The organism is Vibrio lentus, from assembly GCF_030409755.1.
In the GTDB taxonomy this organism is placed as follows: domain Bacteria; phylum Pseudomonadota; class Gammaproteobacteria; order Enterobacterales; family Vibrionaceae; genus Vibrio; species Vibrio lentus.
On record NZ_JAUFQE010000002.1, the window covers coordinates 453,869 to 478,949 of the forward strand.

Below are 25,081 nucleotides of genomic sequence, written 5' to 3' on the forward strand. Positions count from 1 at the left end.
ATATTCGATTTGAAATAGCACGATTATGAATGCCTGTTCTAACTATCCATTTCCCACATATGCAACTTGTATATCCCTGATTGTAGACTATGTTTTTTTTAAAGAGCCAAATTTTGAGAGAAGGGTATGAAGCCACAAAGTATTTTCTTGTTAGTCGCGGTTGTGGGCTTAACACCCATCGCTCTGTCTTACGGTTATGCACCGGTTATTTCTCTGAACTACCTATTTGAAATCGACGCGAGTCCGATCAACGTGACTCATATCTTCCGCGCTGTGATGGGGCTTTATTTGGCTCTGGCGTTATTTTGGGTGCTTGGCGCACTGTTCAAAAAGTATCGACTACCAGCGCTCTATAGCTTGGTGGTTTTCATGTTGGGTTTGGCTGCTGGTCGAGTCATTAGCTTGGTATTAGATGGCATGCCTCATTGGCTACTTTTCGTCTATCTAATCTTGGAGTTGGGCTTCGGTTTAGTCGGTTTAAAAATGATTCATAAAGAGCAATCTGAAACAGTATAAGGACATTGTATGAAAAGGATTTTCCATCTTCTTATCCTGAGTGTGTTGAGTAGCTTTTCGCTATCGGCATGGTCAGCTCAAGAGCAGCCAAATATCTTTGTTATCTTTACCGATGATGTCGGTATATCGAACTTGAGTGCCTATCATAACGGCGTGATGAGCAGCGAAACGCCGAACATCGACAGCATTGCCGAAAAGGGCATGTTACTTACTGATTATTATGCTCAACCTTCATGTACAGCAGGTCGTTCTGCATTCTTAACTGGGCAGTTACCGGTGCGAACAGGGATGCACTCTGTTGGGCTACCAGGTGGCCCTGTGGGTTTAAGCGCAGATACACCAACGCTTCCTGAAATACTCAAGAGTATGGGTTACATGACTGGGCAGTTTGGTAAAAACCACCTAGGCGACCGAGATGAATTCTTACCGACAATGCATGGTTTTGATGAGTATTGGGGTTGGTTGTATCACTTGAATGCGATGGAATACACCGAAGATCCAGATTGGCCTAAAGATGGATCGTTAGATGCCTTTGCGCCTCGTAACGTGATCTACGCAAAATCGGACGGTAAGGGCGGTCAAACGATTGAAGATGATGGTGCACTGTCGATTGAACGTATGCGTACATTGGATGACGAAGTTAACAAACACACGATTAACTTCATTGAAAGGGCGGTTGAAGCGGATAAGCCATTCTTTACTTGGTATTGCCCATCACGAGGTCACGTATGGACGCATCTTTCTGAAGAGTATGAAGCCATGCTTGGTCAGAATGGTTGGGGACTGCAAGAAGTGGTGATGAAAGATCTCGATGATCACGTTGGTGAGATGCTTGCCAAAATGGAAGAACTCGGCATTGCAGATAACACCATCATCATTTTCACGGCGGATAATGGCCCAGAAATTATGACGTGGCCAGATGGCGGTATGACCCCATTCCATGGCGAAAAAGGCACAACATGGGAAGGTGGTGTTCGTGCACCAGCACTGGTTAGCTGGCCGGGTAAAATCCCAGCGGGCAGTGTTGGCAATGGCATCTTTGACGGCATGGACTGGTTACCAACGCTGATTGCAGCGGCGGGTGGCCCTACAGATCTGAAAGAGAAAATGCTGAAAGGTCACGATGGCTTTAAAGCGCACTTAGATGGTTACAACCAAGTCGATATGCTGACCGAAAAAGGTGAGTCGAATCGTAAAGAAATTTACTACTACGAACGAGACAAGCTACAAGCGGTTCGAGTGGGAGATTGGAAAGCGCACTTCGTAGTACAAAATCACGGTTGGAGCGGTCCGAAAGAAGAACTCAATGCTCCGTTACTGTTCAACTTACGTCGTGACCCATACGAGCGAGCAGCTGAAGAATCAGGTATGTACTTGAAGTGGATGGGGCAGAAAATGTGGGCATTTGGTCCTGCTCAAGCCGCTATTCAGCAACACTTGGCGACCTTCGAAGAGTGGCCTCCCGTTACGCCTGAATCTCCGGCAGAGAAAACCGGCGGTGTGGGTAACTAGTTAAATATCATAAAAAATCCCGCTCACACTGAGCGGGATTTTTATTGGAATGCGTTTTAACGTTGGTTCTATTTCAGCGTGGTGTTTCGTTCAATGAACTTCACTGGCACCATCAACTTAACCAAGCTCGTGTCTTGCTCTTGAATTTGACTAACCACAATTTTCACAGACTCACGTGCAAGGCGTCTGAAATCTTGCTTGAAGGTCGTGAGTTGATAGTTCAACCACTGAGTCTGCGGGATATCATCAAAACCGACTACTTGCAGATCTTCTGGAATACGCAGGTTGAACTCTAAGCGCGCCACATCCATCACTGCCATTGCTAGGTTATCTGTCGCACAGAAAATCGCTTGCGGGTGTGTGGGTTCTGAAAATAGGGCGCGAATAGTATCCAGTGAATCAAGGTAGTCATAATCAGCTTCAATAACACGAGCTTGTTTGCCCGTTAGGTCTTCGAATTCTGAGCAAAAGCCTGCCTCGCGTTCGCCATTGGTGTAGGTCGGTACGTTACCTGTCAGGTAAACCGCTGATTTCGTTCCCACGCTATGAAAGTGTTGAGCAGCAACTTGGCCTGCAGCGTAGTTGTCGCTAACCACATGGCTACTCTTAGTCCCTTCAACAACACGTGCGAACTGGACGATAGGGATGTCGAACTCTTCACACTCTTCATAAAGCGACTTATTGAATGTCGCAGAAGCCGCAATCACGCCATCAACTCGGTATTGGAAGATATTAGGAATAGAGTGGTTGTCGTTTCCATCAACTTGCCAAGGAATCAATACCGCAGAGTAACCCTGTTTTTGTAGCTCAGTGGAGATAAGCTGTAGGGTTTTCATGTGGATAGGGTAGTCAGCGTCAGGAAAAACTAGGCCAATCAATTTGGATTCATTTGTCGTCAGACTGCGGGCAAAAGCATTGGGACGATAATTCAACGATTTTGCTGCATCGAACACTTTCTGCTTGGTCTTTTCAGACACCGAACTGCCCGGTACAAATACGCGAGATACCGTTGATTGAGAAACGCCAGCCAGCTTAGCGACATCTTTAGAGGTGACGGTTGGCTTTGATGCCGTGGAGTGTTTTGGAGAGCTCATAGACCATACTTTTGAACCAAATTAACTGCGCACAGGATACCATAATTAGGTACGTACTCATAAAGCAATAACAAGGAATGATATGAAAAATAAGGAATAATGACTATTTTGAATTTGATGTTGGGTATAACCCACTCTCTGTGTTGGTAAAAAAGTATGATTACAGAGGTAGTGACTCAAAAGCTCTGCGTGAGAGCAGAGCTTTAGATTACGAGTTTACCCACAAATTGAGTGACGTACCGCTAAGTCATTAGACTGTTAAGCCAAAAGCCAAAAGCCAAAAGCCAAAAGCCAAAAGCCACTAGCGATTAGAAGTAGTAACGGATACCAGCTGCGAATTGGTCATCGCTATTCTCGTAATGGTTACCAACAGACTTGTCGTTGCCATTATCAAATTGGTATTCCGTCCACACTAAGAACTTGTTCTTCTTAAAGTGGTACTCAAGACCAGGGATAATTAGCTGGCGCTCGTAGCCATTTGCGTTGTCGTCTGTGTCCGTTAAGTAGTTAACGTTAAAGGTTGGACGTAGACCATTTTCAAAGTGGTAGTAGGTGAAGAATTCAGCACCACGGTGGTCGTAGAATTCTGCTTTGCTGGTGGTTTCCCAGTTAGAACCTTGGCTGTAGGTGAAGCCAACAAACAGACCATTATTGGTGTAGTTCAAACCTAATAAACCGATACGTTGTGTGTCGCCATCTTTGATGTTTTGAACGCCAGCGTCGACATCGTCAAATTCATTCTGATGGTAAGCCAAACCAATGGTTAGGCCGTCAGTGATGGTGTAAAGCGTTGAAGCGCCCATACCGTTTTTCAGTGTTGCGGTTAAACCATCCGCAAGGCCAACATCTTCACGAGTTGTTTGGTAAGTGAAGCCGTATTTCCAGTTATCACTGATGTTGTTGCGGTAAGTGATAGAGTTTTCCGCGCGGCCTGTACCAGAAGCAATACCCCAGTCAGAAAGGTTGTAGTAACCAGAACCACGTGAACCAAAAACACGACCCATATCGGTAAACCAAGCCACATCGTAGAAGGTAGACCACTGCTTAGTACCTGCTGCGATTTTGCCGTATTTCTCGTGCTCTACGCCTGCGTATAGAAGTCGGTCGTAAATGTTATCGCCGTTAGCGCCCGAGTTATAACCCCATTCGGCATGGCCAAAGCCAGTCCAACCGTTATCTAAGCCCATTTGACCTTTAAGACCGAAACGAGAACTACCACTGTTCCATTCGCCGTTATGGTCGCCGCCTTTGTCTTGGTAACGAACATCGAAACGGCCATCTAAAGTAAGGCTATCGCCCGCGTCATTGGTAAAAGTGTGTGCAGCAAAAGCTGAACCTGATGTAAGTGCCGTCAGGATCACTGCAGAAAGTATCGACTTGTTCATTGTTATTCTCTTATTCAGGCCGTAGAAAGCCACCGTGCTTTCAAGCCCGTTATTAGTATTGGTTTGGCAGGATGTACCCCATCCATGAGGCACTATTTGATTCAATTATTGGTGGAGCAATATTGATTGGTGAAGCAATTGATTGGTGGAACATTGATTAGTTGGTGGAGCACTTGCTAGGCGCGAGAAGGAACGCCTAGCAAGTCATAGCAACCCAAATCAGATGTCGACTTAGGTTGCTACTGTTTGGTTTCTATATTTTGGCTTTTATCGCCATGATTAAAGCGTTTTTATTAAAGCGTTGGATTCATGATGGTTGAAGTGCGCTCGAACACATCTAGACCTTGCTGTTGTAGCCAGTAAGGAAGGTCGATAAGCACCCAGTTCTCAGACAGTTTGTCACCGTCGCGGTAGTAAACGTCAACCACTTGCATGTTTGCGCGTACTTCGCCGCCAGTCATACCTAGGAAGCCACCTGTTGGTGTGTTTGATAGGTTTGGCCAACCGAAGAAACAAGAGAAGTTACCTTCAGCGAAACGACAAACGTGACCGTTGAACTTCTTATCTTTCAGGTTGTTACGGAAAGGAAGTTGGTGCTGTTGTTGGTAGCGAGGAATTGTGTAAGACGCGCCGATACCACATGGGCCGTACCAAATCATGTCTTTTGACCAGCTCTTAGCTAGTACTTCTGGTGGACAACCCATTGCGCCGCTGTCGTTAAGAGCAGACAGGTCATCAACCATTTTGTTTACTAGAGCAAGTGTCGCAACGCCTTCTTCTGGAGCCGCGTCTTCGAATAGCAGACCATCGTGATTGCGTGGGCCAGGGTAAACAAAGTGCTTACCTGTTGATGGTGGAAGTGGGTAGCAACCCGCTTGGTCCATCATGCCTAGAAGATCTAGGAACAGGCCTGTCTTTGTGATTTTGCCATCAACAACACAGTTAAACTCTGCGTAGCGAACGTTCATGATCTTGCCAGTAGGGCGCATGCCAAGGTATTCAGCGTCGAACAGACCCATGAAGTGACCCATGCTCATTACCCAAATCTCATCTGGGTTAACTTCGTTGTTACCACCGATGAAGATATCTTGACGACGCTGCATGCGTGTCATTGATTTCATCATTGGAGCCCAGAATACGTCAGCCGCAGCTTGAGCGCCTTCTTGCTCGCGGAATGGGTAAACACCGCGCCATAAGTAATCTTCAGACGTGTGTGCTTTCAAAACTTCAGCAACGTTTTCGTGAGTAGCGTTTTCCATTGCGTCAAAGTAGTCACGAACAATGCGTTTAGCTTCTTGATATTTAGACATAATTAATTCTCGTTTTGTTGTCGAGTCAACATTCGGAACAGGACTCGATTTGGATTTTGTTACCGGCTGACTTATCAGCCGGATTGATGTTTATTTCGTGTCTTTAGAGGTTTCGACTAAAGGGGATTAAGCTTTTGCTGTTTCCGCTTTTTTGCTCTTGTCGAAAATGCCGCCTTTCAATGTTTCTGGTAGAGATAGCCACAGTAGACCAGCCAGAATCCATACGATTGGTGAACCCCACATTGCTGTTGCAAGGTCGCTGCGCTCTTGGATGAATACCAACACCATTGGTGCCCACATGCCGATGATACGACCACCGTGGAACAGAGCTGCACCGAAGCTACGTAGGTGAGCTGGGAACAACTCAGAGAAGTAGCCACCCCATACCGCAGAAGCAGACAGACCGAAGTTGTAGATAAGACCTAGGATAGCCAGCATGTTTAGGCTGCCGATCATCACGTCGCTTGGCGCAACGAAGAAGACTGACGCCATGACACCCGCAAGAATGAAACCAAACGCGTTCACTTTACGGCCGTATTTGTCGGCGATTGCACCCCATACCCAAGCACCGAATAGAGAACCGAATGCTGAGATAGAAAAGATGATGCCGATAGTTGAACCGTCAAATTGGCGAACTTCTTTCAGGTACGTTGTCACGAAGCCAGAAAAGAATTGGTAGCCGTAGAAGTTAAGGCCAGCCAGTAATAGACAAGTGATCGTTAGCTTGCGGTATGGTGCGCTTAGCATTTCACCCCAAGAACCTTTCTTCGCTGGTGCGTTAGATGCTTCAGCCGCGGCTTGATCTTCTTCACCGTAGGCGATCACTTTCTTGTCGCTAGGCAGGATGAAGATCATTAGTGCAGCAGCAACTAGAGGAGGAATACCACCCACCCACATTAGGCTCTGCCAAGGTGCATCAATGCTAGAAATGAATGCCGCGTATGCACCCATTGCCATTAGGGCAACCGAGAACATAGAAGAAGCGAATGCTGTTAACTTACCGCGAACGCTTGGTGTGAATAGGCCGATCATCAGGCTTACTGCTACGGTGAAGTAGCCACCTAAAGAAATACCGATGATGAAACGCATTGCTGCCCACATCGCGTAGTCAGTAAACATCATGTTGATGATGGTTGCGCCACCGTTCAGTGCAGTGATGACAATAAGAGTCGATTTCTTACCAAAGTTTGATGCCACCCATGCACAGCTCAGAGCACCAATAAGTGCACCAACCGACTGCCATGTATAGAACTGAGCGGTATCCGCCAAGTTAATACCATCATACGCATCAACGATGTATGGGCGTACGTAGTCAATAATTACAAAGTTATAACAATAGAAAAAGTAGCCAACTAGAATTGCAAGATAAGCAGCTACCCTTTGAATCATAGGAACTTCGCTCATGTGTTTTTTAGTAGTCATGACCGATAAACCTTTATTTTTTATAGGGTGTTTTTAGTTTCGATTATTGTGTAGTGGTTATTGAATATCACCACACCATCTTCATTTCGGGAGAGATAATAGAATTTTTGTGGTTATTAGATCCGTGATCAAAGTCAATTTTAAAATGAGTGCGTACCCATTTTGTGTATTTTAGTGATCTTGATCTCATTAGATCGTTGTTTTGCGACTTTTTGGGCATTTAGAGTGTTTAATCATCTATCTTAGTGACAATACTCACACTTATTGTGGGTTTTTGAGGGAAAATATCCATTTTTGAGTACTATTGTCGGCGAATGAATTGCGAAATATAATAAACGGAATCTAAAAATGGTTACGTACTCAAGTTTTGTGGTTATTGCTTTGTATGTACTAACTACTCTATTTATCAGTTACTTAGTGAATAAGCGTTATAGCGTTGGTGGTGATTTTTCAACGGGCGGAAAGCAATTTGGTTGGTTTACGGCAGGTGTGTCGATTCTTGCAACCTACATCAGTGCGATGACGTTCGTGGGCATGCCGGGCTGGGTTTATAGCTCAGGCATGGAAGCGATGAGCGTCCATTTGAATTACCCAATAGTGATCTTTTTCGCTGTGGTTTTCTTTGTCCCTGTGTTTTACAAACTCGGCCTGACTTCGATTTATGAATACCTAGAGCACCGCTTTGGCGTTGTTGCTCGCACGATCAACTCTATCGTGTTTATTGTGGTTCAGTGTATTTCGGCAGGGGTGATTTTATATGCAGTTGCACTGATCTTGGTGCAAGTGTTGCCGGTGAGTATCTCCGAAGCGATCATCTACATCAGCTTATTTACCGCTTTGTATACCTATGCGGGTGGTATCTCGACCGTCATATGGACAGACATGTTGCAGTCGGCGGTGCTGATCATAGGCAGCATTGCGATCTTTGCTTTATTGCTGATGAAGATTGATGCAGGGGAGGTGTTGTCTCCTGAACACCTGAATATCATCAACCTCGATTTTGACTTGGGTGTTGATACCACATTGTGGGCAGGTGTAGTGGCTGTGAGCTTCTTACATCTAAGTGTGTATGGCACTAACCAACTGATTATTCAAAGAACACTGGCGACCAAGAACGTTAAAACTGCACAAAAATCGATGTTGCTTTGTGGTTACGGCGCGTTCTTTATTTACCTGTTTTTCTCTGTAATGGGCGTTCTTCTGAGTGTCTTTTATCAAGACCAAAGCTTTGAAAACAGCAACGAAGTGATTCTCGATTTTGTGTTTAATCATACCAACCCAATCGTTGTTGGTTTGGTGATTTCAGCACTCTCGGCAGCGGCAATGTCGACCTTGGATTCCACTTATAACTCAATGGCGACAGTGGCAACGTTCGATTTCTATAAGCGTTTTTTCCGTAAGAAAGCTTCCGATGCACATTATGAATCGGTGGCAAGAAAAATGAGCTTGGTTGCAGCGGCGTCAGTTGTAGTACCTGCTTTGATGGCGGTATCTAACGAATCTGTGCTCAAGACGATTGCGAGTCTAACCTCTATTTTTGTCGGTATTCGCCTTGGCTCTTTCATCCTGGGTTTGTTCTTCAAACAAGCGAATGAGAAAGGGGTGATTGCAGGCAGTATTGGCAGCGTAGCTGTGGTGTTCATTGCTAAATACAGTGGTATCTCTTGGCCTTGGTTTGCCTTGATTGGCACTGTGGTTTTCTTAGTGTTAGGTGTTGTCGTTAGTCGTTTCTGGGGAGAAGTGACCGAGCAACAAAACGAATTTATTGCCAAGCAGAAGCATTTATTCGCTAAGCCTACGGCGAGTCATTACGGCTTGTTGGTCTTTGCTGTTGTGACGATTGCTGCTTGTACTGTTATCCCTGATTGGCTTTATGCCGCTCTTTCTTAATGAGTAAATTTTCTCAACTGGTTAATTTTTAACAGGTAAATCTATGCTGTCCATTTTTGATATCTATAAAATTGGTGTTGGCCCTTCAAGCTCTCACACCAACGGCCCAATGATTGCGGGTTTCCATTTCACACAATTAATCGCCGATAGAATCGCAGAAGTCGTTCGTGTCCAAGTTGATTTATATGGCTCGTTATCGTTAACCGGAATAGGGCATCACACTGACAGAGCAACCATCTTGGGTTTACTCGGCAATAAGCCAGACACGATTAAAATCACGAGCGCTAATGAAGCGATGCGTCTTGCTATAGACAGTGGTGAAATGCAGCTGAGTGGCAGTCACACCATTGGCTTTAACTACCAAACCGACATGCTATTTCATGAAGACAATCTGCCTTTGCATGAAAACGGCATGATGATTACCGCGTTTGACCAAAGCGGTAATGTGATTGTTGATGAAACCTATTACTCGATTGGTGGTGGCTTTATTGCGACAGCGGATGAACTGCAAAATGGCACAAAAACCCAATCGGTCGATGTCACCTTCCCATTCAGCAGTGCCGATGAAATGCTCGCTCAGGCGGATCAAAACGGCATGAGTTTGGGTGGTATGATTCTACAAAATGAAGCGGCTTTCCAAAGCGCGGATGCTATTTCAGAAAAGGCCGATCAAATCTGGCGAGTAATGACTCGTTGTATGGAACGCGGCTTTGAAACTGAAGGCATTCTTGATGGTGGCTTGAACGTCACTCGTCGTGCTCCAAACTTGTTGAAGAAGCTCGAAGCGAATGCGGCCGTTGAAAGCGATCCAATGGAAATCATGGATTGGATTAACTTGTTTGCCTTTGCTGTCAGTGAAGAAAATGCGGCTGGTGGCCAAGTCGTGACATCACCAACTAATGGTGCCGCGGGCGTTATTCCAGCCGTATTGATGTATTACCATCGCTTCATTAAAGAGTTGGATACTAAGCAGTTAAAAGACTTCTTAGCCGTATCGGGCGCGATTGGTATTTTGTACAAAACCAACGCTTCTATTTCTGGTGCCGAAGTGGGCTGCCAAGGTGAAGTGGGCGTTTCGTCTTCTATGGCGGCGGCGGGTTTAACCGCTTTACGTGGTGGCAGTAATGAGCAGATTTGCATTGCGGCAGAAATTGCGATGGAACATTCATTGGGTATGACATGTGACCCGATTGGCGGATTGGTACAAGTGCCATGTATTGAGCGTAATGCGATGGGCTCGATGAAAGCGATTAATGCTTCACGAATGGCACTCAAACGTAACAGCAAAAGCCTGATCTCATTGGATAAGGTTATCGCGACTATGTATCAAACGGGTAAGGACATGAATAAGAAATACCGAGAAACCTCACTCGGTGGCCTTGCCCTAATTCACCTTGCAGCGCCATGTGAGTAGCCATCAAACAGATTAATTAGGCTCAATATCAAAGCCCAGCATCGTTAGATTTTAAAACTCTAAGGTGGCTGGGCTTTTAAGTATCAATTTTTGTTGCAAGACGACTGCTTATCAACTGGGAGCAAGATTATTCTCCAAGAGGGAGCTTATAGCTGTTTTTCAACTCTTTAACCGAGATATTGGACTGAATCGCACTCACGCCTTTTACTCGTCTGATCGAGCTAATACGCTCAAAGTACTCTTCTAAATCTTTCGCTAGCACTTGAATCATATAGTCGGCGCCGCCTGCAATACAGTGACACATAGGAATCCAATCGGTTACTTCGACAAACTCTTCAAACGGTTCTGTGTTTTCTACTTCATGGTTACCCAAGGTCACAAGAGTAAAACCAGCCACATGAAAACCAAGCTTTTTGCGGTTTAGCTTCGCGGCGTAACCATCGATATAGCCCGTCTCTTCCATACGTTTCCAACGGCGCCAACATGGGGTTTCGCTGAGGTTCACTTTCTCTGCGAGCTTACTGTTGCTCATGCGTCCGTCTTGTTGGATATGTTCTAAGATGGCGATATCTGTGTCATCTAACACTTCTTTGGTGGATTCTTTCTGTTTCATGGCTATTTTAGAAAAGTCTTGCTCAAGTTTGGATTAATATTAGCCTATATAGCAATTTAATTCCTAGTCGAATCTGTAAACTCTCTCCGTATAAATACTTTACTTATTAGGAGTGAGAGGAAATGAGCTCTCAATTAATGCTGGCGTTCTTGCTATTTTCAACATCAATTGCAATTACCCCTGGGGCAGGCAATATCGCATTACTTGGGATTTCAAGTCGTTACGGGTTTGCTGCGACTTTACCTTTTATCTCTGGAAACGCTGTTGGCATCATCATCGTACTGGCGGGTTCCAGTGTCGGTTTGGTGAGCCTATTTACCCTTTACCCAGAGCTATACAACATTTTGAAATACGCGGGTGCGGCTTATTTGCTGTTCATGGCGTGGTCGATTGCGAACATGCAAATCGAAGAAAGCACCACCGACAATCGCTCGGGTTTTATGTCTGGCGTGCTGGTGCAGGTGTTAAACCCTAAAGGTTGGATTGCTTCATTAACTGTGTTTTCGCAGTTCATCACCCCGAATGCCGATTACTTGATTCAAGTCGTGACCATTATCGCGGGTATGGTGATCACGGGCGTACCGTGCATGTTGGTATGGGCGTATTGCGGTACCATGCTTAAAAAATTGCTTCAATCACCAAAACAGATGATGTTTGTGAACCGTTGCTTGGGTGGAAGTCTCGCGCTTGTTGTTGCTTTTATGCTTTATCAACCGGCATAGATCACAAAGAAAAAAACCACTCCTAAATCCATAGGAGTGGTGTCTAAATGTCGACTAAGTCGTTAACAGTAAGGAATTAAGTTAACAAATATTTAAGGAACTTGAGTTAATAGCTTTTATGCCTAGAAGCTTTTAAGTTTTAAGTTTTAAGTTTTAAGTTTTAAGTTTTAAGTTTAAGCGGTTTCAGCCTCTTTAACCGGAGCTGAGTTACGGATTAGGTGGTCAAATGCACCTAAGCTTGCTTTCGCACCTTCACCCATCGCAATGATGATCTGTTTGTAAGGTACTGTCGTTACATCACCCGCCGCAAACACTCCTTTCATTGATGTTGCGCCATGAGCGTTAATTTCAATTTCACCGCGTGGTGACAGCTCAACTTTCGAACCCTTCAACCATTCGCTGTTTGGCATCAGGCCGATTTGAACAAAGATACCCGCAAGTTCGATCTGTTTTAGTTCGTCGGTATTGCGGTCTTTGTATTCCAGACCGGTTACACGGTTGCCATCACCAATCACTTGTGTGGTTTGCGCCATCTTGATGATTTCGATGTTTGGTGTTGCGTTCGCTTTGTCGATAAGCACTTGGTCGGCACGTAGTGTGTCTGCAAATTCAAGTACGGTTACGTGTTCAACGATACCCGCTAAATCAATCGCCGCTTCGATACCTGAGTTACCGCCACCAATAACCGCTGTTTTCTTACCTTTGAATAAAGGACCGTCACAGTGTGGGCAGTAAGCGACGCCTTTATTGCGGTACTCTTGCTCACCCGGAACGTTCATTTCACGCCAGCGAGCACCAGTACTGGTGATAACCGTGCGAGATCGTAATGTTGCGCCGCTTTCTAGCTCAACGTGGATGTAGCCGTCTTCTGTGTCTTCTGCCGCAATGATGTTCGCAGCGCGCTGCTCAGTCATTATCTCAACACCGTACTCTTTTACGTGCTCTTCAAGGCTAGCCACTAGCTTAGGACCTGTTGTCGCTTTCACTGAGATAAAGTTCTCAATCGCCATCGTATCCATCACTTGACCACCGAATCGATCAGCAACCACACCGGTACGAATGCCTTTACGTGCTGCGTAGATAGCCGCTGAAGATCCCGCAGGGCCACCACCGACAACCAATACATCAAACGGTGCTTGTTCGTTTAGGTTGGCCGCTTTCTTTTCTGCTGCGCCTGAATCGACTTTGTTGAGAATTTCTGCCAGAGACATACGTCCTTGACCAAATAGCTCACCGTTAATGAATACGCTCGGTACCGCCATAATATCGCGAGACTTCACTTCGTCTTGGAATGCTGCGCCATCAATCATAGTTGTCTTAATTAGAGGGTTAATCGCCGACATCATGTTGAATGCTTGAACTACTTCTGGACAGTTTTGGCATGATAGCGAGATGAAAATCTCTACATTAAGCTCTTGATCGAGTTCTTTAATTTGTTCGATTACGTCAGCTTCAAGCTTGATAGGGTGACCACCACTATGAAGCAGTGCAAGTACCAGTGATGTGAACTCGTGACCCATTGGCAAACCGGCGAAACCGATCGCAGTGCCTTTCTCTTGGTTTACGACCTGCATGATAGGGCGGCGAGTACTTGCGTTATCATCTCGAATTACTTCAATTTTGTCGGTGAGAGAGGCGATATCATTCGCCAGATCTTGAAGTTTGTTCGCGGTATCGCTGCTATCAAGGCTCAGCACTAACTGAACATTGGTTTTTAGGTTTTCTAGGTATGCTTTTAGCTGCTGCTTCATTGCTTGATCTAACATAATCGTGCCTGCTCTTAAATTCTGTGTCTTGGTATTGACCAATACCTTCTTGCTGAAAAAGGAAAATAAAAAGGGGGCGCAAGTCGGCAAATATTGTGTTGTTGATGGCTTGAAAGGGTGGCGCGCAACTGCCCTTTAGGAGGGAGGCCGAAGCGCGCCTGTAGAACCGTTTTATTTGTTCTTTTTAGCTAGGCTTAGATTAAATTTTACCTACTAGGTCTAGAGATGGCGCTAGAGTCTCTTCGCCTTCTTTCCATTTAGCTGGGCAAACTTCACCTGGGTGAGCGGCTACGTATTGTGCTGCTTTAACCTTGCGCAGTAGGTCTTCAGCGTCACGGCCGATGCCTTCAGCTGTGATTTCCATTGCTTGGATAACGCCTTCAGGGTCGATTAGGAAAGTTGCACGGTCTGCAAGGCCCTGACCTTCACGCATAACGTTGAAGTTGTTGGTGATGTTGCCTGTTTGGTCGCCTACCATGAAGTATTCGATAGTGCCGATTTTGTCAGAAGTATCGTGCCATGCTTTGTGAGAGAAGTGCGTGTCAGTTGATACTGAGAAAACTTCTACGCCGCGAGATTGAAGCTCTGCGTATTTGTCTTGTAGGTCAACTAGCTCAGTTGGACATACAAACGTGAAGTCTGCTGGGTAGAAGAAGAATACAGCCCACTTGCCTTTAACGTCTTGCTCAGTGATTTCTACGAATTCGCCGTTTTTGAATGCTGTTGCGTTGAATGGTTTGATTTCTGTGTTGATCATGATTCGACTCTCTTTCTAATTTGTAGTGTTTAACGCTATCCCGCGTCGATGGAGCTATATTGCATTCGCACCGGAAATTAGTGAAATCGGACGTTTCTATAGATTCAATAGGCAAATCCTATCTTCGAAAGGAAAGGACTATCGGTAAAAGCTATCAACAAAAACTATTAACAAAAGCCATCAAACATCAGCACCCCCAATTTGAGTAGCTATGCTTTTTAGGTTGTTCTCTATTTAGGTAAGGGGAAGTACGGTTTCTTTACGAGAGTTGAGTTGTTATACCAAACTGTAAATAACAAAAAATTATCATTAATATAATTTATGATAATTTCAGTTAATTGTCGCATCTCCATATACTCTCTCCATCGAAACGAAACACCGAAGCTAATCTTTGGAAAGCACAGAATTAAAAACGAATTTGGAGCAAGTTATGAAAATGAATCACGTAGGGATCATGGTAGGCGACATGGACCAAGCAGTAGAGTTTTACACTAAGGCTCTGGGTCTAAGAATCGTAATGAACAACACTAAGGTTATGGAAGAACGCGAATCAGCAATCGGCCGTATGTGTATCGCAGTATTTGGCGAAGGCTTCAAAGGCTTCAACATTGCACACCTAGTAACATCAGATGGCATCGGTGTTGAGCTGTTCGAAATGAAAGATCGTCAAGAGCGTCACGAAGTAGACTTCTCTCGTCTAGGCATCTTCCACTTCTGTCTACAGCTTCCAAAAGAGCAGTTTCATTCAGCGATTAAGCGCGTTGAAGAGTTTGGCGGTAAGGTTCGTATGGACATCATGCGTTACCACCCAGAAGACGAACTAAAACAAGCGCAAATGGTTTACCTAGAAGACCCGTTTGGCAACCTATTCGAATTCTACTCGCACACATACGAAGACACGTACGCGACTGATTACGAGTAATCGCGTTACCTGCCTGTCATAAGGTAGAAACCGAAACACCCCCCTAAAGAGGATTGGTAGAGATACCAATCCTTTTTTTGCTTTGGGGAATGTAATTTGGATTGGGACACATTATGAGATTCAAAGAACTAAGATCAATAGCTGAGGTAATCCATCATTTGAATTAATTGTATGCGTATCTCATTGCTTGTTTGACTGTGCCAATAACCCAATGCAAAAGACAATAGAGGGATGCCGAACATAATTGTTAGCACTAAAACGAGAAGATACTTAGATGACAATTGCCAACCATTGCGTGTTTTTAGTCCAAGTGCCTGCTTATTCGGACAAGCAGCAACACAGCGTAAACAAGCTTGGCACTCATCTGTTCGAATCTGTTTAGCGGTATGAATAATAATATTAGAAGGACATGCGCGAGTGCATTTGCTGCAATTCAGATTATCTTTTTCATTTAAACAATGCTTAGTGTCTCGACGAATTTTAAATGGGCTAAGCAGGCTTGTTATCCCGAGTAGTGCGCCGTAAGGGCAAAAATATCGGCAAAAAGCCCGTTGTCGCCATGCTGACATCAATAGAATGATGGCTAAAACACCAAGAGTAATCATTCCTGGTTCAACGAATACCCAAGCGGTTTTTACATCAGCGATTTTATGATAATTGCCATTGAGGTAATAAGTCAGGCTCGCGACAGGCATTCCGACTGAAATAAAGGTAAAGAAAGCCAACAATAAGTACTTCATCATGCGTAATGGCCAGTCGATCCAAGCCGGTGGTAAATACGCTTTCTTCACGAACTTTAAGCGTAATTTATACAGATACTCCCCTGCGAGACCTAACGGACAAATCCAACCACAAAATGCACGCTTACAAGCAATACCAGTCACTACCACAGTCACGAGCATGACTGCACCTGCCGGGTGAGTTTGATCCCAAAACCCAATAGAGAAGATAGCCTTAAATTGAATGGCCGCGGCAATAGGTAAGAAAGCATCCGTAACATCAGGTCGCATGAAGCTCGGAGATATTTGATGAACAAGTAGCCATGTGTGAAGGGTGTACTGGATCGCCACTAAAAATAATGAAAGTGCCATCGCGTGTTGGCTGACTTGACGCAAAACATTTGTCTTAGATGAAGCCGTAATGATGGTCGGTTTAAAGTAAAAAACGGAAGAGATAACAACCATCGCTAATGACAGAGCAATGAGTAGAGGCCAGTAGGCTGCGCTTAATACAGCAATAATGATAATGCAGGAAGTTATTATGCTACCGAGCTTTTTACCGCTAGTGTAGAGAACACAAATGCTATAAATCAATGCAAGCATTAAGGTAAAGGATTCAATAAAAGTCATATAGCCACCGTTTCATTACAGAGTGGTACTATAAATCGCGTGGAAGAGTATGTCTGACGATTAATGAGCTAACTTATCTATCTTTGATATGAGTTAATTTTCATCAATATTTCACCTAACCATTAAGGGTGGTTTTTAATAACGTTAGCCGGGGTTATTAATAAAGTGAACAGAGATGATTAATCGCTAAACCGCATTTTTGAAATGCTCAGTAAGAAAATCCAAAAACACTCGAACCTTGAGGCTTCCTCTTGGTGAGTGATGCAATGCGCTGACGGCTCGTTTCGCTTCATCAAATTCGCCGGAAAGTAACCTTACGATTTTAGTTCGGTAGGAGAGTGCCCAGTCCAATTTTTGAATGCTCGGCTGAATGCGCTCGAATCTGAGAAACCAAGTTCGTGAGCGACATAAGTAATATTAGCGTCGTTTTGGTTAAGTAGGGTAAGGCTTAGTTCAAGTCGATACTTATCAAACAAGCGACGGAAACTCACACTTTCTTGTTTAAGTTTACGGTTCAAGGTTCGAGGGCTTATGTGCAGGTTGCTTGCTACGCTATCTAGGTTTGTGTCTTTCACTGCAAGCACTTTGAACGTTTCGTTCACTTTGTAGATTAAGTTGGTTTTTAACGCCTTTTCCATCTGTTGGTCAGCCATTCGTACTAATTCTGCATGAAAATCAGGTTGGAATTGGCGAGGCTTCTTCTGTGCCAGATCGTTAGAGAAAAGGAGATATCGGGCAGGGTAGCCTTCTTTCATTTCTATATTGAATACGCGCTCGAAGATAGCCAAGAACTCATCGCCGATGGTGTTCTTGTTAATATGAATGGCTACTTTTTGCTTGGGCGCATTGAGGTACTTTCGAATGAGCTTGAGAATAATACTGAAATAGAGCCCCAAGCTAATGTGTGTCATTAGCGTTGACTCATCAATGTATTCGGGTGTCACTGTCCAAAGTTCCAGTTCACCTTTATCGGTCTCACGACTGAATATCTTTAACAGTGGGTGTATATGAATCGAATACCGACTCAGTAGTTCACAAAAGCTGGAGAGATTGGGGGCGGTTAGCATGGCCATGACCGGAGCGCCTATTTCAAGCTCATCAAAGTAGCGGGCAGACTCATCAAACAAGTCGATCAGTTCATGATCAAAACGTTGGTAGATATTGGTGATACCGGTTTGAAGCTGATGGGCCGAAATCGTTTCGGCGGAGCAAAGTTGTTCATATGCCTCTGCCCCTGACCAGATGTCGCTGCTGTCTCCAATTCTAGCTTGGATCGCTGAATCTAACGTTTTAAACCAAAATATGGGCAACTGAGTACTAAAACTTTCCACCATAACTTCCTGTTATTGCTGGTTGTTGAAGAGTGTTCTTCTCGTTAATGTGCCCCAAATTATAGGATTTTTTTACTGGTTACAAGCAGTGAAAAGCTCAGTTAGACCTTAGAACTTGTAATCAACGCCTACTGAAACCACATATTGTGACGATTGGTAATATTCAATATTCGAAGTGGTTGTTTTTGCACCTAACAGTGATACTAGAGACCAGTTTTTTGCCTCAAAGATATTGGCATATTCATAGGCGATAAATGCACCGAAATCTTTGTCTTCACGCGTTTTATTGAAGATAGGGTTCTCTTTATCATAGTCGCGTTTTGCTGCGTTGATCGTGAAAGCCAGACCATGATTACCGAATCTTTTCGCTAAGTTTATCTCTGCTCCAACACTTAGGAACGATAACGCATTACCCTCAGAGTTCGACGAGAAAACATTCATTGAAGGCGTGAGAATGCCAGACCCATCTTTTAAGAAGTACTGGTAACCCGACTTTAGGTAAAAATACTCTCGTTCTCGCGTCATTAATGCTCGCTCTTCGTCCGTTAAATCAAGCCCCTTTAATCCTGTGTTTTCTTTTTTCACATCGGACTCGCCAAAAGCCATATCGATATTAAAGTTAGTCCCCATCATTTTAGACAGCTGCATTCGAACCACGTTGCCGGTTAGGTCGGTTTCTTCTCTCTTCGAATCAACGGCATAAGGGTCATCCCACACTTCGCCAGAGATCAGAGTCGGTAAGATGGAAAAGTCGATAACCATCCCGCTCTCCAGTTGATGCCTATAGCCAACTTCAAATGCCAACGTACCTGTAATGATGTCGTCTCTAGAAGTGCCTAAGAAAATTTGCTTGTGATTCAAAGCGCCAAAGGTGTACTGCATCGAACCTAAAATAGCGACCATTCCATTGGCTTCAGTCGCACCAGACGACATTAAATCGGTTTGAGATTGATGATTACTTTGGCCAACATCTAAGTTGCTTGAGTTTGCGGTGAAGCCGGTTAGGAAGGTCATGTTGCCACTAAAACCTTCGCTTGGTGCCAAAGCTGCGTATGAAGGAGAAGCAAGCATCATAGTTGCCAAAAATAGGGAGATAATATGTTTCATCAATAGACTCGTACTTGAATAGTTTTTTAATCGAACTGATTTCGAAATCGAATAGCTCTTGAAAATAAATAGCTCTTGAAAGTGAATTGCTTCTTAAAGTGCTATTGGGGCTTTTTTATTTGCCCAAGGCTTGGCGCTTTCTAGTTGATAGGCCAATTCAAATAAGAGGCGGTCGTTGCCTCTTGCTGCGGAAAAATGACTGCCGACTGGAAGATTCTGCTTGTTCCAATACAAGGGCACCGACATCGCAGGGTTGCCAGCCACGTTTTCGATTGGCGTGTAAGACATTAACTTCTCAGAGCGTGCCCATATCTCTTTGCCGGAGTGCGCTTTCTGGTCGAAATATTCAATATCCAAAGGAATATGGTTTGAACACGGAGTCAGCCATATATCGATGGTTTTAAAGAAATCTCGGTTGTGAGTCAGTGCGAAATTGTGGCATCGCGCTTTGGAGTCGATATACATATTAGGTTCGGCTTTTAAGCGTGCTTGCATCTCGCGAGCCAAATAAACGACGTTGTCACTCACCTTGTCTGGCATTGATTCAAGTGGCATACCTAGGCGGTCGAACTGTTCAACAAAGCCTGCCATCTTGTTGCCAAATACCCCCATGTAATTGCGCATGAACACGTCGCCATCTTGTATCGGCTGGTCAACTTCTATAACGATATGTCCAAGGCTTTCGAGTAACGAGGCCGTAGATCGAATAGCAGCGAGCGTATCTTCATCGGGAAGTCTGCCGTGGATATCTTTTAGGGTGACACCAATCGTTATTTTTCTGTTGAGAGAAGCATTAACCATTCCTATCGGAGTTCGTGGAAAAGGCGTCTCAAAGTTGTTTTTTGTGTGATGCTCTGTGACTGAAACCGCTAAAGCAGCGTCACGAACGGTTCTCGACATAAACGACTGATGGGTAAAATCTTCATTTGTTGAGCCGTCAGTTAGGCCCGAAATCAAAGATTCTCGACTCGGTTTAAAACCAAAGATTCCCGTCGCTGAAGCTGGCATTCGAGATGAACCACCACCATCTGTAGAATGCACTAAGGGTACATATCCAGCAGCGATTGCAGCTGCACCTCCACCAGTCGAAGAATGGACACCTCGGCTTAAATCCCATGGGTTACGCGTCGCACCATAAAGTGGATTTTGTGTGCATCCCAACGTCATCATCTCAGGGATATTCGTCATGCCTATCGTGTTTAACCCTGCATTCTGTGTCGCACGAATAAACCAAGAGGTCTTGTTAGGCTTTCTACCTTGGTTTAGTTTCGACCCCATCGTGCATTCAAGCCCAGCCACATCGACACAGTCTTTTGCTAGAAAGGGGACGCCTGCAAAGGGGGAATTAGGGTTAAATGAGTCTGCGCGTTCCAGTGCTAAATCAAAGCACTCAGAAACCACGGCATTGACCTGATCGTTTGTCTGGCGAATTTTATATATCGCTTCTTGTACGAACTCTTTTGGTGTGGCTTTTTTGCTTCTTATTAGGCTAGCCATCTCTGTCGCATCCAGTGGCGAGTCAACGGTTCGGTAATCTGCTGGTAATGTTTTTGGCGAAGTGGGGGATGCATTCGCTAAAGCAGGTAGAGATATAGCCGCAGCTGAAACTGCGCCTTTTCCCATAACTTTGAAAAAATCTCTGCGCTTTAATTCATTGATAGTCATAGTTTCTATCCCAAGTTAGAAAGTCACTATCCTTGTTTCGAAATCTAGCTTGCTAGATCTATCTTCACTCCGTGTGCTGATTTATGGGACTAGAATAAAGATCGGAGTGTTTGCTTGCAGTGCAAATACCGCCAACATTCATACCATTCACGCCAACTCGTTTGTCGGGTTATGTATAGGCAGGCGTTATTACTACTTTAACAAAGTCGTTGTGGGTGAATGGCATGGAATGGTTGAGAAATAAGCAATTTTAAGACGTTGTTAAAGTTGACGTTTTAAGGATAAAACCTTTCATGAAAATGACGGAAGAAAGCGTTGTTTATGGAAATATTGCGGGCTCATACCGAATGGTAGCCTTGATTGAGCTGTGACTATACTCAGCGCAATATTGCTAACCAACAACAACGAAAATAGAGAAACATGCAGAGATTAGCGTTCCCAAATCACATGAAAAAACTACACATCATCTTTACCGCTCTTATTCTTATGATATTAGCCGGGTGCACCTCAACGTCGGCTGTCGGCAGTTCTAAAACAAAGGACTATGCCAAGTCACATGCTCTTGTGGGTAAAGCTTCTTGGTATGGCGATAAATTCCATGGAAAACTCACAGCAAGTGGTGAGACATACAACATGAATGCTTATACGGCAGCGCATAAAACTTTAGCCTTTGGCACTATAGTGAGAGTGACTAACACTGCCAATAATAAGTCTGTCGAAGTTAAAATTAACGATCGAGGCCCTTACGTAAAAGGCCGAGTGATCGACCTTTCTCACAAGGCATTTGCAAAAATCGGCAACGTTAAGCAAGGCACTGTGCCTGTCAAAATCGAGATTGTTGATGACAGTAATACCTTTAGGTATAAGCACTAGAATCCCCTCCTAGCCTCCCCTTGGTTTACATCTCCGATCCCTTACCAGCAATGGAAAGGGGAGGAACTGACCGTCGACCTTGATGAGTGTACAGTACATCTATGCTTACTTGATTAGGCTGCGTTGCGGCCTTTTTTGATCCTTTCTAGCATCATTTTTTAGTTAGATTATCTAATTCTTAGAATTTGAATTGGGTCTTGTATATCTCAATGACTCAGTGGTTTACATGTCGGTTCACCAAGCTTCATTAAAATTCATTGTGAAATAATGAAAAGATGACCTAATCCAAAGTGAGTTGTAATTTGATTGGCAAGGGGAAGGAAAGGGAAATTACATTTCGTTACTTACTGAAGTAAATCTGAAACATCGCTGACACGGTTTTGAAATTTTTGATGGCTAGCTTATGGAGTTCTAAAACGAATCCAAATAAGGAAATACCCGTGAAGCTAACACCTGTCGTTGCCGCCGTAATTATGTCTTTCAGTTCAGCAAGCTTTGCTTTCAGCCTGCAACAATCTGCCAATGAAAACAGTGAAGATCTCGTATGGACGGGGCACCTTAGCCCAGACAGCGACACGGTAATGTCTGCGATGCTCGCGGCTCATATCTATGGCGGTACGGCAACAGTGCCTGAGCCTATCAACCCTGAATCGACGTTTATCTTGAACTACTGTAATGCGGAATCACCGCGAGTAGAGACAGATTATTCTTCATACCGAGTAGGGTTGGTGGACTTCAACCAAGTGACTCAATTAGCGCCAACCATCGACCAAGCATCTATTGTGGCTGTGGTCGATCATCACGCGATTGGTGGCTCTCCAATTAATACGCCACAAATTGTCGAGATGGATATTCGAGGTTGGGGTTCAGCTGCAACGATTCTGGCTGATAACGCTGAAAAGCTCGATGTGACCTTACCTAAGCACCTTGCTTGTGTTGGTTTGGGTGCGATTCTTTCTGACACCGTGGTATTCCAATCAGCAACTACAACAAATCATGATCGTGAATACGCAGAGAAGTTGGCGAAGGTTGCAGGCATTTCAGATATCGAAGACTTCGGCCAACAAATGCTGATTGCTAAATCAGACCTTAGCCACCTTTCATCTGAAACCATTCTGACTCTGGACTACAAAAACTTTAAGTACGGTGGCAAACAGGTGGGTATCGGTGTTGCTGAAACGCTAACGGCTCAACAACTGATTGATCGTAAAGATGAGCTTTTGGCTGCGATGAAGTCTTATAAGGCAGAGAGCGGCTTAGACCATCTGTTCTTCTCAATCACCGACACTAAGAACAAAGAAGCAAACTTACTTTGGGTAGATGAAAGCGACTATCAAGTCATTAAGTCAGCTTTCAATGCCGAACCAACAAGCGACATGTTAACTCTGGAAGGCGTCACTTCTCGCAAGCGTCAGATTGGCCCTGCGGTTCAAAAGGCAATTGAGAGCTTGTAAGTAGAAAGAGAGTTTGGGAGAGGGATTGGTAGAGATACCAATCCCTTTTTGTTTTGGGGAGAGCTAAAACTACATATTTTTATAATGTGAGCAATCACGTTAATTTGATAATGAGTCCATATTGTTTAGTTCGCTTAAATATCAAACTTGATGTGTATTAAAGATCAAATGTCCATTTGTGTTAATGTCGGTCATCAACATCTATATGGTATACGGTGAAGTTTTGGCTAGACGTGGTAGTGGTTTAAGAACAGCGATTAGAGTTGTTAAAGCTATAGATAAAGCAAACAAGCGTTCTATACGGGAATCTGAAAAGCGCCGTAAAGCAGCTGAACGTGAAGAACTACGAGTTGAGCGTGAAAGGATACGCCGGTTAAAAGACGTTGAACGAACTGAGAAAAAGAGAGCCTCAGAAGTAAAAAGAGCGTTTAAAGAGTCCTTGGTTGAAGCGAAAGATGAATACAACGATCGCTGTCTTGAACGCTCTTCATTAAGAAAACAATTTATCAAAGAGGTTTTAAAGTAAATGGATAATAATTTACTAATAGTTGTCGTTTCAGCCGCGGTATTAATTATCTTGACCTATATCCTAACTAAAAATAGTGCCAACAAAAAAGTAGCGGAATATAAGTCAATCGATGAGGCACTTAAGCTCGTAAAAAACGAACTACATGTGGTGAAGACTGAATCTGAACAAGCCGCGAGAGAACTAGATTCTATATTCAATGAGACTGAATCGTTAAGGGCTCTTCAGAAAAATGAGAATACAATTGCTGAGAGTTTAGCTCAAAAAACAAAAGAGCTTGGAGCTGTGGAGCTAGGTATCGAAGATAGTAAATCTTCATTTGAGATGAATACTAAGGCTCTTGATGAACTCATGGGTAAGCTTGACTTATATTCTCGAATTGATGAGTACACTTCATGTGGTCATTTTGAAATGCCACAATATTTGTACGAGACGTCAGTTCGCTTTGCTGAAGAAATTAAGGAAGTTAGGCAATCTCAAAAAGAGATGATCAAAGATAAAACTGCGATTATTTATCCAAGCTACACGGTTATCTCAAATGATGCTGCTTACAATAGAAAAATCCTAGATGCACAAGTTAAGTTAATGCTGACTGCGTTTAATACAGAATGTGACTTCTTAATAGGTAAAGTATCGCCAAGTAGCTTTGCTCGAACATTAGAACGCATAGAGAAGCTAGCTAATAATATTGAAAAACTTTGTGCTACTTTTGAATGCGGCTTTAATTTGGACTATATCGAGTTAAAATTTGAGGAGTGCAAACTCCAATATCAATACATGCTCAAGAAAGAAGAAGAGCAAATTGAACAGAAATTAATTAAAGAGCAGATTCGTGAAGAACAGCGAGCTATAAAGGAGTTCCAAAAAGCAATTGCTGATGCTGAAAAAGAAGAGAAGATGTATCGCAAGATGCTTGAAAAGGCACGTGAAGAATTAAATGATGCTTCGGATGAAGAGAAAGAGCTTATGGAGCGTCGAATAGCAGAGCTGCAAACTCGACTCGAAGAAGCTGAATCTAAAGAACAACGAGCTAAGAGCATGGCTGAACAAACTAGAAAAGGGCATGTTTACGTGATTAGTAACATCGGCTCATTTGGTGAAGATGTCTATAAAATTGGTTTAACGAGAAGGCTTGAGCCAATGGATCGCGTTAAAGAATTAGGGGATGCAAGCGTACCATTCTCTTTTGATGTCCACGCTATGATTTATGCCGATGATGCTCCTGCTTTAGAGGCTGCTTTACATAGAGAGTTCCATACTCAACGTGTAAACGCGGTTAATACCCGCAAGGAGTTTTTCCAAGTTGATTTGGAATCTATACAAGAAGCTGTAGAAAAAATTGCTGGCTTTGAAGCTGAGTTTAAAATGACGGCTCTCGCAGAAGACTATTATGAAAGCTTAAGGCTCCAAGATGCTGCGTAAACATAATCGAGCTAAGATATCTTAGCTCGAT

The 25,081-nt window shown here is 43.9% G+C and carries 21 protein-coding genes; 10 read left to right on the top strand and 11 right to left on the bottom strand.

Translation table 11 applies throughout. The features are described 5' to 3' along the window. Nucleotides 1–126: 126 nt before the first annotated feature. Complete coding sequence (locus QWZ07_RS10480; RefSeq protein WP_017110021.1) at nt 127–516, top strand: DUF4345 domain-containing protein; 390 nt, start codon at nt 127–129, stop codon at nt 514–516. 9 nt (nt 517–525) lie between these two features. Beyond that, nucleotides 526–2,028, top strand: a complete 1,503-nt coding sequence (locus tag QWZ07_RS10485) for an arylsulfatase (protein WP_192852663.1) — start codon at nt 526–528, stop codon at nt 2,026–2,028. A gap of 68 nt (nt 2,029–2,096) precedes the next feature. Here the strand turns inward: QWZ07_RS10485 and QWZ07_RS10490 are convergent, their stop codons facing one another. From QWZ07_RS10490 to QWZ07_RS10505, 4 genes are all read right to left on the bottom strand, one after another. Continuing rightward, nucleotides 2,097–3,122, bottom strand: coding sequence for a LacI family DNA-binding transcriptional regulator (locus tag QWZ07_RS10490; RefSeq protein ID WP_017105499.1), 1,026 nt, complete (start codon nt 3,120–3,122; stop codon nt 2,097–2,099). Between the two features lie 308 nt (nt 3,123–3,430). After that, nucleotides 3,431–4,507 (bottom strand): porin, encoded by a 1,077-nt coding sequence (locus QWZ07_RS10495; protein ID WP_102344714.1) that lies wholly within the window; start codon nt 4,505–4,507, stop codon nt 3,431–3,433. A gap of 293 nt (nt 4,508–4,800) precedes the next feature. Continuing rightward, nucleotides 4,801–5,817, bottom strand: coding sequence for a nuclear transport factor 2 family protein (locus QWZ07_RS10500; protein ID WP_016788980.1), 1,017 nt, complete (start codon nt 5,815–5,817; stop codon nt 4,801–4,803). A gap of 126 nt (nt 5,818–5,943) precedes the next feature. Further along, nucleotides 5,944–7,239 carry an MFS transporter gene (locus tag QWZ07_RS10505; protein WP_010439698.1) on the bottom strand — a complete coding sequence of 432 codons (1,296 nt, stop codon included), beginning with the start codon at nt 7,237–7,239 and terminating at the stop codon, nt 5,944–5,946. Between the two features lie 348 nt (nt 7,240–7,587). Here QWZ07_RS10505 and QWZ07_RS10510 point away from each other — a divergent pair, with 348 nt between their 5' ends. After that, nucleotides 7,588–9,129, top strand: a complete 1,542-nt coding sequence (locus QWZ07_RS10510; RefSeq protein ID WP_076671277.1) for a sodium:solute symporter family transporter — start codon at nt 7,588–7,590, stop codon at nt 9,127–9,129. 43 nt (nt 9,130–9,172) lie between these two features. Further along, nucleotides 9,173–10,543 (top strand): L-serine ammonia-lyase, encoded by a 1,371-nt coding sequence (locus QWZ07_RS10515; RefSeq protein WP_192852664.1) that lies wholly within the window; start codon nt 9,173–9,175, stop codon nt 10,541–10,543. A 127-nt stretch (nt 10,544–10,670) separates the two neighbouring features. On the opposite strand, the gene QWZ07_RS10520 is transcribed toward QWZ07_RS10515, so the two are convergent. After that, complete coding sequence (locus QWZ07_RS10520) at nt 10,671–11,156, bottom strand: Lrp/AsnC family transcriptional regulator (protein WP_017110015.1); 486 nt, start codon at nt 11,154–11,156, stop codon at nt 10,671–10,673. 122 nt (nt 11,157–11,278) lie between these two features. On the opposite strand from QWZ07_RS10520, the gene QWZ07_RS10525 reads away from it, so the two are divergent. Then, nucleotides 11,279–11,878 (top strand): LysE family translocator, encoded by a 600-nt coding sequence (locus QWZ07_RS10525; protein WP_017056995.1) that lies wholly within the window; start codon nt 11,279–11,281, stop codon nt 11,876–11,878. A 173-nt stretch (nt 11,879–12,051) separates the two neighbouring features. Here QWZ07_RS10525 and ahpF read toward each other — a convergent pair whose 3' ends face one another. Both ahpF and ahpC read right to left on the bottom strand, forming a co-directional pair. Further along, entirely contained in the window at nt 12,052–13,644 is a 1,593-nt protein-coding gene (gene ahpF, locus QWZ07_RS10530; protein WP_102560171.1) for an alkyl hydroperoxide reductase subunit F, read from the bottom strand. A gap of 199 nt (nt 13,645–13,843) precedes the next feature. Further along, complete coding sequence (ahpC, locus tag QWZ07_RS10535; RefSeq protein ID WP_004736364.1) at nt 13,844–14,401, bottom strand: alkyl hydroperoxide reductase subunit C; 558 nt, start codon at nt 14,399–14,401, stop codon at nt 13,844–13,846. Between the two features lie 430 nt (nt 14,402–14,831). Between ahpC and QWZ07_RS10540 the strand changes: the two genes are divergently transcribed. Then, complete coding sequence (locus tag QWZ07_RS10540) at nt 14,832–15,323, top strand: VOC family protein (protein ID WP_029223432.1); 492 nt, start codon at nt 14,832–14,834, stop codon at nt 15,321–15,323. Between the two features lie 134 nt (nt 15,324–15,457). On the opposite strand, the gene QWZ07_RS10545 is transcribed toward QWZ07_RS10540, so the two are convergent. The 4 genes from QWZ07_RS10545 to QWZ07_RS10560 all read right to left on the bottom strand — a co-directional run bounded on the left by QWZ07_RS10545 (nt 15,458) and on the right by QWZ07_RS10560 (nt 20,775). After that, a complete protein-coding gene (locus tag QWZ07_RS10545; RefSeq protein ID WP_192852665.1) occupies nt 15,458–16,672 on the bottom strand; it encodes a 4Fe-4S binding protein in 1,215 nt (404 codons plus the stop codon). A gap of 314 nt (nt 16,673–16,986) precedes the next feature. Further along, nucleotides 16,987–18,006: a helix-turn-helix domain-containing protein gene (locus tag QWZ07_RS10550; RefSeq protein WP_192852666.1), complete on the bottom strand. Its 1,020-nt coding sequence runs from the start codon at nt 18,004–18,006 to the stop codon at nt 16,987–16,989. A 105-nt stretch (nt 18,007–18,111) separates the two neighbouring features. Beyond that, nucleotides 18,112–19,110, bottom strand: a complete 999-nt coding sequence (locus QWZ07_RS10555; protein WP_192852667.1) for a DUF2860 family protein — start codon at nt 19,108–19,110, stop codon at nt 18,112–18,114. A 93-nt stretch (nt 19,111–19,203) separates the two neighbouring features. Next, complete coding sequence (locus tag QWZ07_RS10560) at nt 19,204–20,775, bottom strand: amidase (RefSeq protein WP_192852668.1); 1,572 nt, start codon at nt 20,773–20,775, stop codon at nt 19,204–19,206. A gap of 420 nt (nt 20,776–21,195) precedes the next feature. Here QWZ07_RS10560 and QWZ07_RS10565 point away from each other — a divergent pair, with 420 nt between their 5' ends. The 4 genes from QWZ07_RS10565 to QWZ07_RS10580 all read left to right on the top strand — a co-directional run bounded on the left by QWZ07_RS10565 (nt 21,196) and on the right by QWZ07_RS10580 (nt 25,050). Continuing rightward, on the top strand, nt 21,196–21,648 hold the full coding sequence (locus QWZ07_RS10565; RefSeq protein ID WP_017110008.1) for a septal ring lytic transglycosylase RlpA family protein: 453 nt from the start codon (nt 21,196–21,198) through the stop codon (nt 21,646–21,648). A gap of 440 nt (nt 21,649–22,088) precedes the next feature. Further along, on the top strand, nt 22,089–23,102 hold the full coding sequence (locus QWZ07_RS10570; protein ID WP_192852669.1) for a manganese-dependent inorganic pyrophosphatase: 1,014 nt from the start codon (nt 22,089–22,091) through the stop codon (nt 23,100–23,102). 223 nt (nt 23,103–23,325) lie between these two features. Continuing rightward, complete coding sequence (locus tag QWZ07_RS10575; protein ID WP_099166422.1) at nt 23,326–23,628, top strand: hypothetical protein; 303 nt, start codon at nt 23,326–23,328, stop codon at nt 23,626–23,628. Then, nucleotides 23,629–25,050: an SNIPE associated domain-containing protein gene (locus QWZ07_RS10580; RefSeq protein WP_192852670.1), complete on the top strand. Its 1,422-nt coding sequence runs from the start codon at nt 23,629–23,631 to the stop codon at nt 25,048–25,050. The last annotated feature ends 31 nt before the right edge of the window (nt 25,051–25,081 follow it).

Bases quoted from the DNA above. Each gene is read 5' to 3' on its own strand.
- QWZ07_RS10480 (WP_017110021.1), top strand. From the start codon at position 127: ATGAAGCCACAAAGTATTTTCTTGTTAGTCGCGGTTGTGGGCTTAACA.
- QWZ07_RS10485 (WP_192852663.1), top strand. From the start codon at position 526: ATGAAAAGGATTTTCCATCTTCTTATCCTGAGTGTGTTGAGTAGCTTT.
- QWZ07_RS10490 (WP_017105499.1), bottom strand. From the start codon at position 3,122: ATGAGCTCTCCAAAACACTCCACGGCATCAAAGCCAACCGTCACCTCT.
- QWZ07_RS10495 (WP_102344714.1), bottom strand. From the start codon at position 4,507: ATGAACAAGTCGATACTTTCTGCAGTGATCCTGACGGCACTTACATCA.
- QWZ07_RS10500 (WP_016788980.1), bottom strand. From the start codon at position 5,817: ATGTCTAAATATCAAGAAGCTAAACGCATTGTTCGTGACTACTTTGAC.
- QWZ07_RS10505 (WP_010439698.1), bottom strand. From the start codon at position 7,239: ATGACTACTAAAAAACACATGAGCGAAGTTCCTATGATTCAAAGGGTA.
- QWZ07_RS10510 (WP_076671277.1), top strand. From the start codon at position 7,588: ATGGTTACGTACTCAAGTTTTGTGGTTATTGCTTTGTATGTACTAACT.
- QWZ07_RS10515 (WP_192852664.1), top strand. From the start codon at position 9,173: ATGCTGTCCATTTTTGATATCTATAAAATTGGTGTTGGCCCTTCAAGC.
- QWZ07_RS10520 (WP_017110015.1), bottom strand. From the start codon at position 11,156: ATGAAACAGAAAGAATCCACCAAAGAAGTGTTAGATGACACAGATATC.
- QWZ07_RS10525 (WP_017056995.1), top strand. From the start codon at position 11,279: ATGAGCTCTCAATTAATGCTGGCGTTCTTGCTATTTTCAACATCAATT.
- ahpF (WP_102560171.1), bottom strand. From the start codon at position 13,644: ATGTTAGATCAAGCAATGAAGCAGCAGCTAAAAGCATACCTAGAAAAC.
- ahpC (WP_004736364.1), bottom strand. From the start codon at position 14,401: ATGATCAACACAGAAATCAAACCATTCAACGCAACAGCATTCAAAAAC.
- QWZ07_RS10540 (WP_029223432.1), top strand. From the start codon at position 14,832: ATGAAAATGAATCACGTAGGGATCATGGTAGGCGACATGGACCAAGCA.
- QWZ07_RS10545 (WP_192852665.1), bottom strand. From the start codon at position 16,672: ATGACTTTTATTGAATCCTTTACCTTAATGCTTGCATTGATTTATAGC.
- QWZ07_RS10550 (WP_192852666.1), bottom strand. From the start codon at position 18,006: ATGGTGGAAAGTTTTAGTACTCAGTTGCCCATATTTTGGTTTAAAACG.
- QWZ07_RS10555 (WP_192852667.1), bottom strand. From the start codon at position 19,110: ATGAAACATATTATCTCCCTATTTTTGGCAACTATGATGCTTGCTTCT.
- QWZ07_RS10560 (WP_192852668.1), bottom strand. From the start codon at position 20,775: ATGACTATCAATGAATTAAAGCGCAGAGATTTTTTCAAAGTTATGGGA.
- QWZ07_RS10565 (WP_017110008.1), top strand. From the start codon at position 21,196: ATGCAGAGATTAGCGTTCCCAAATCACATGAAAAAACTACACATCATC.
- QWZ07_RS10580 (WP_192852670.1), top strand. From the start codon at position 23,629: ATGGATAATAATTTACTAATAGTTGTCGTTTCAGCCGCGGTATTAATT.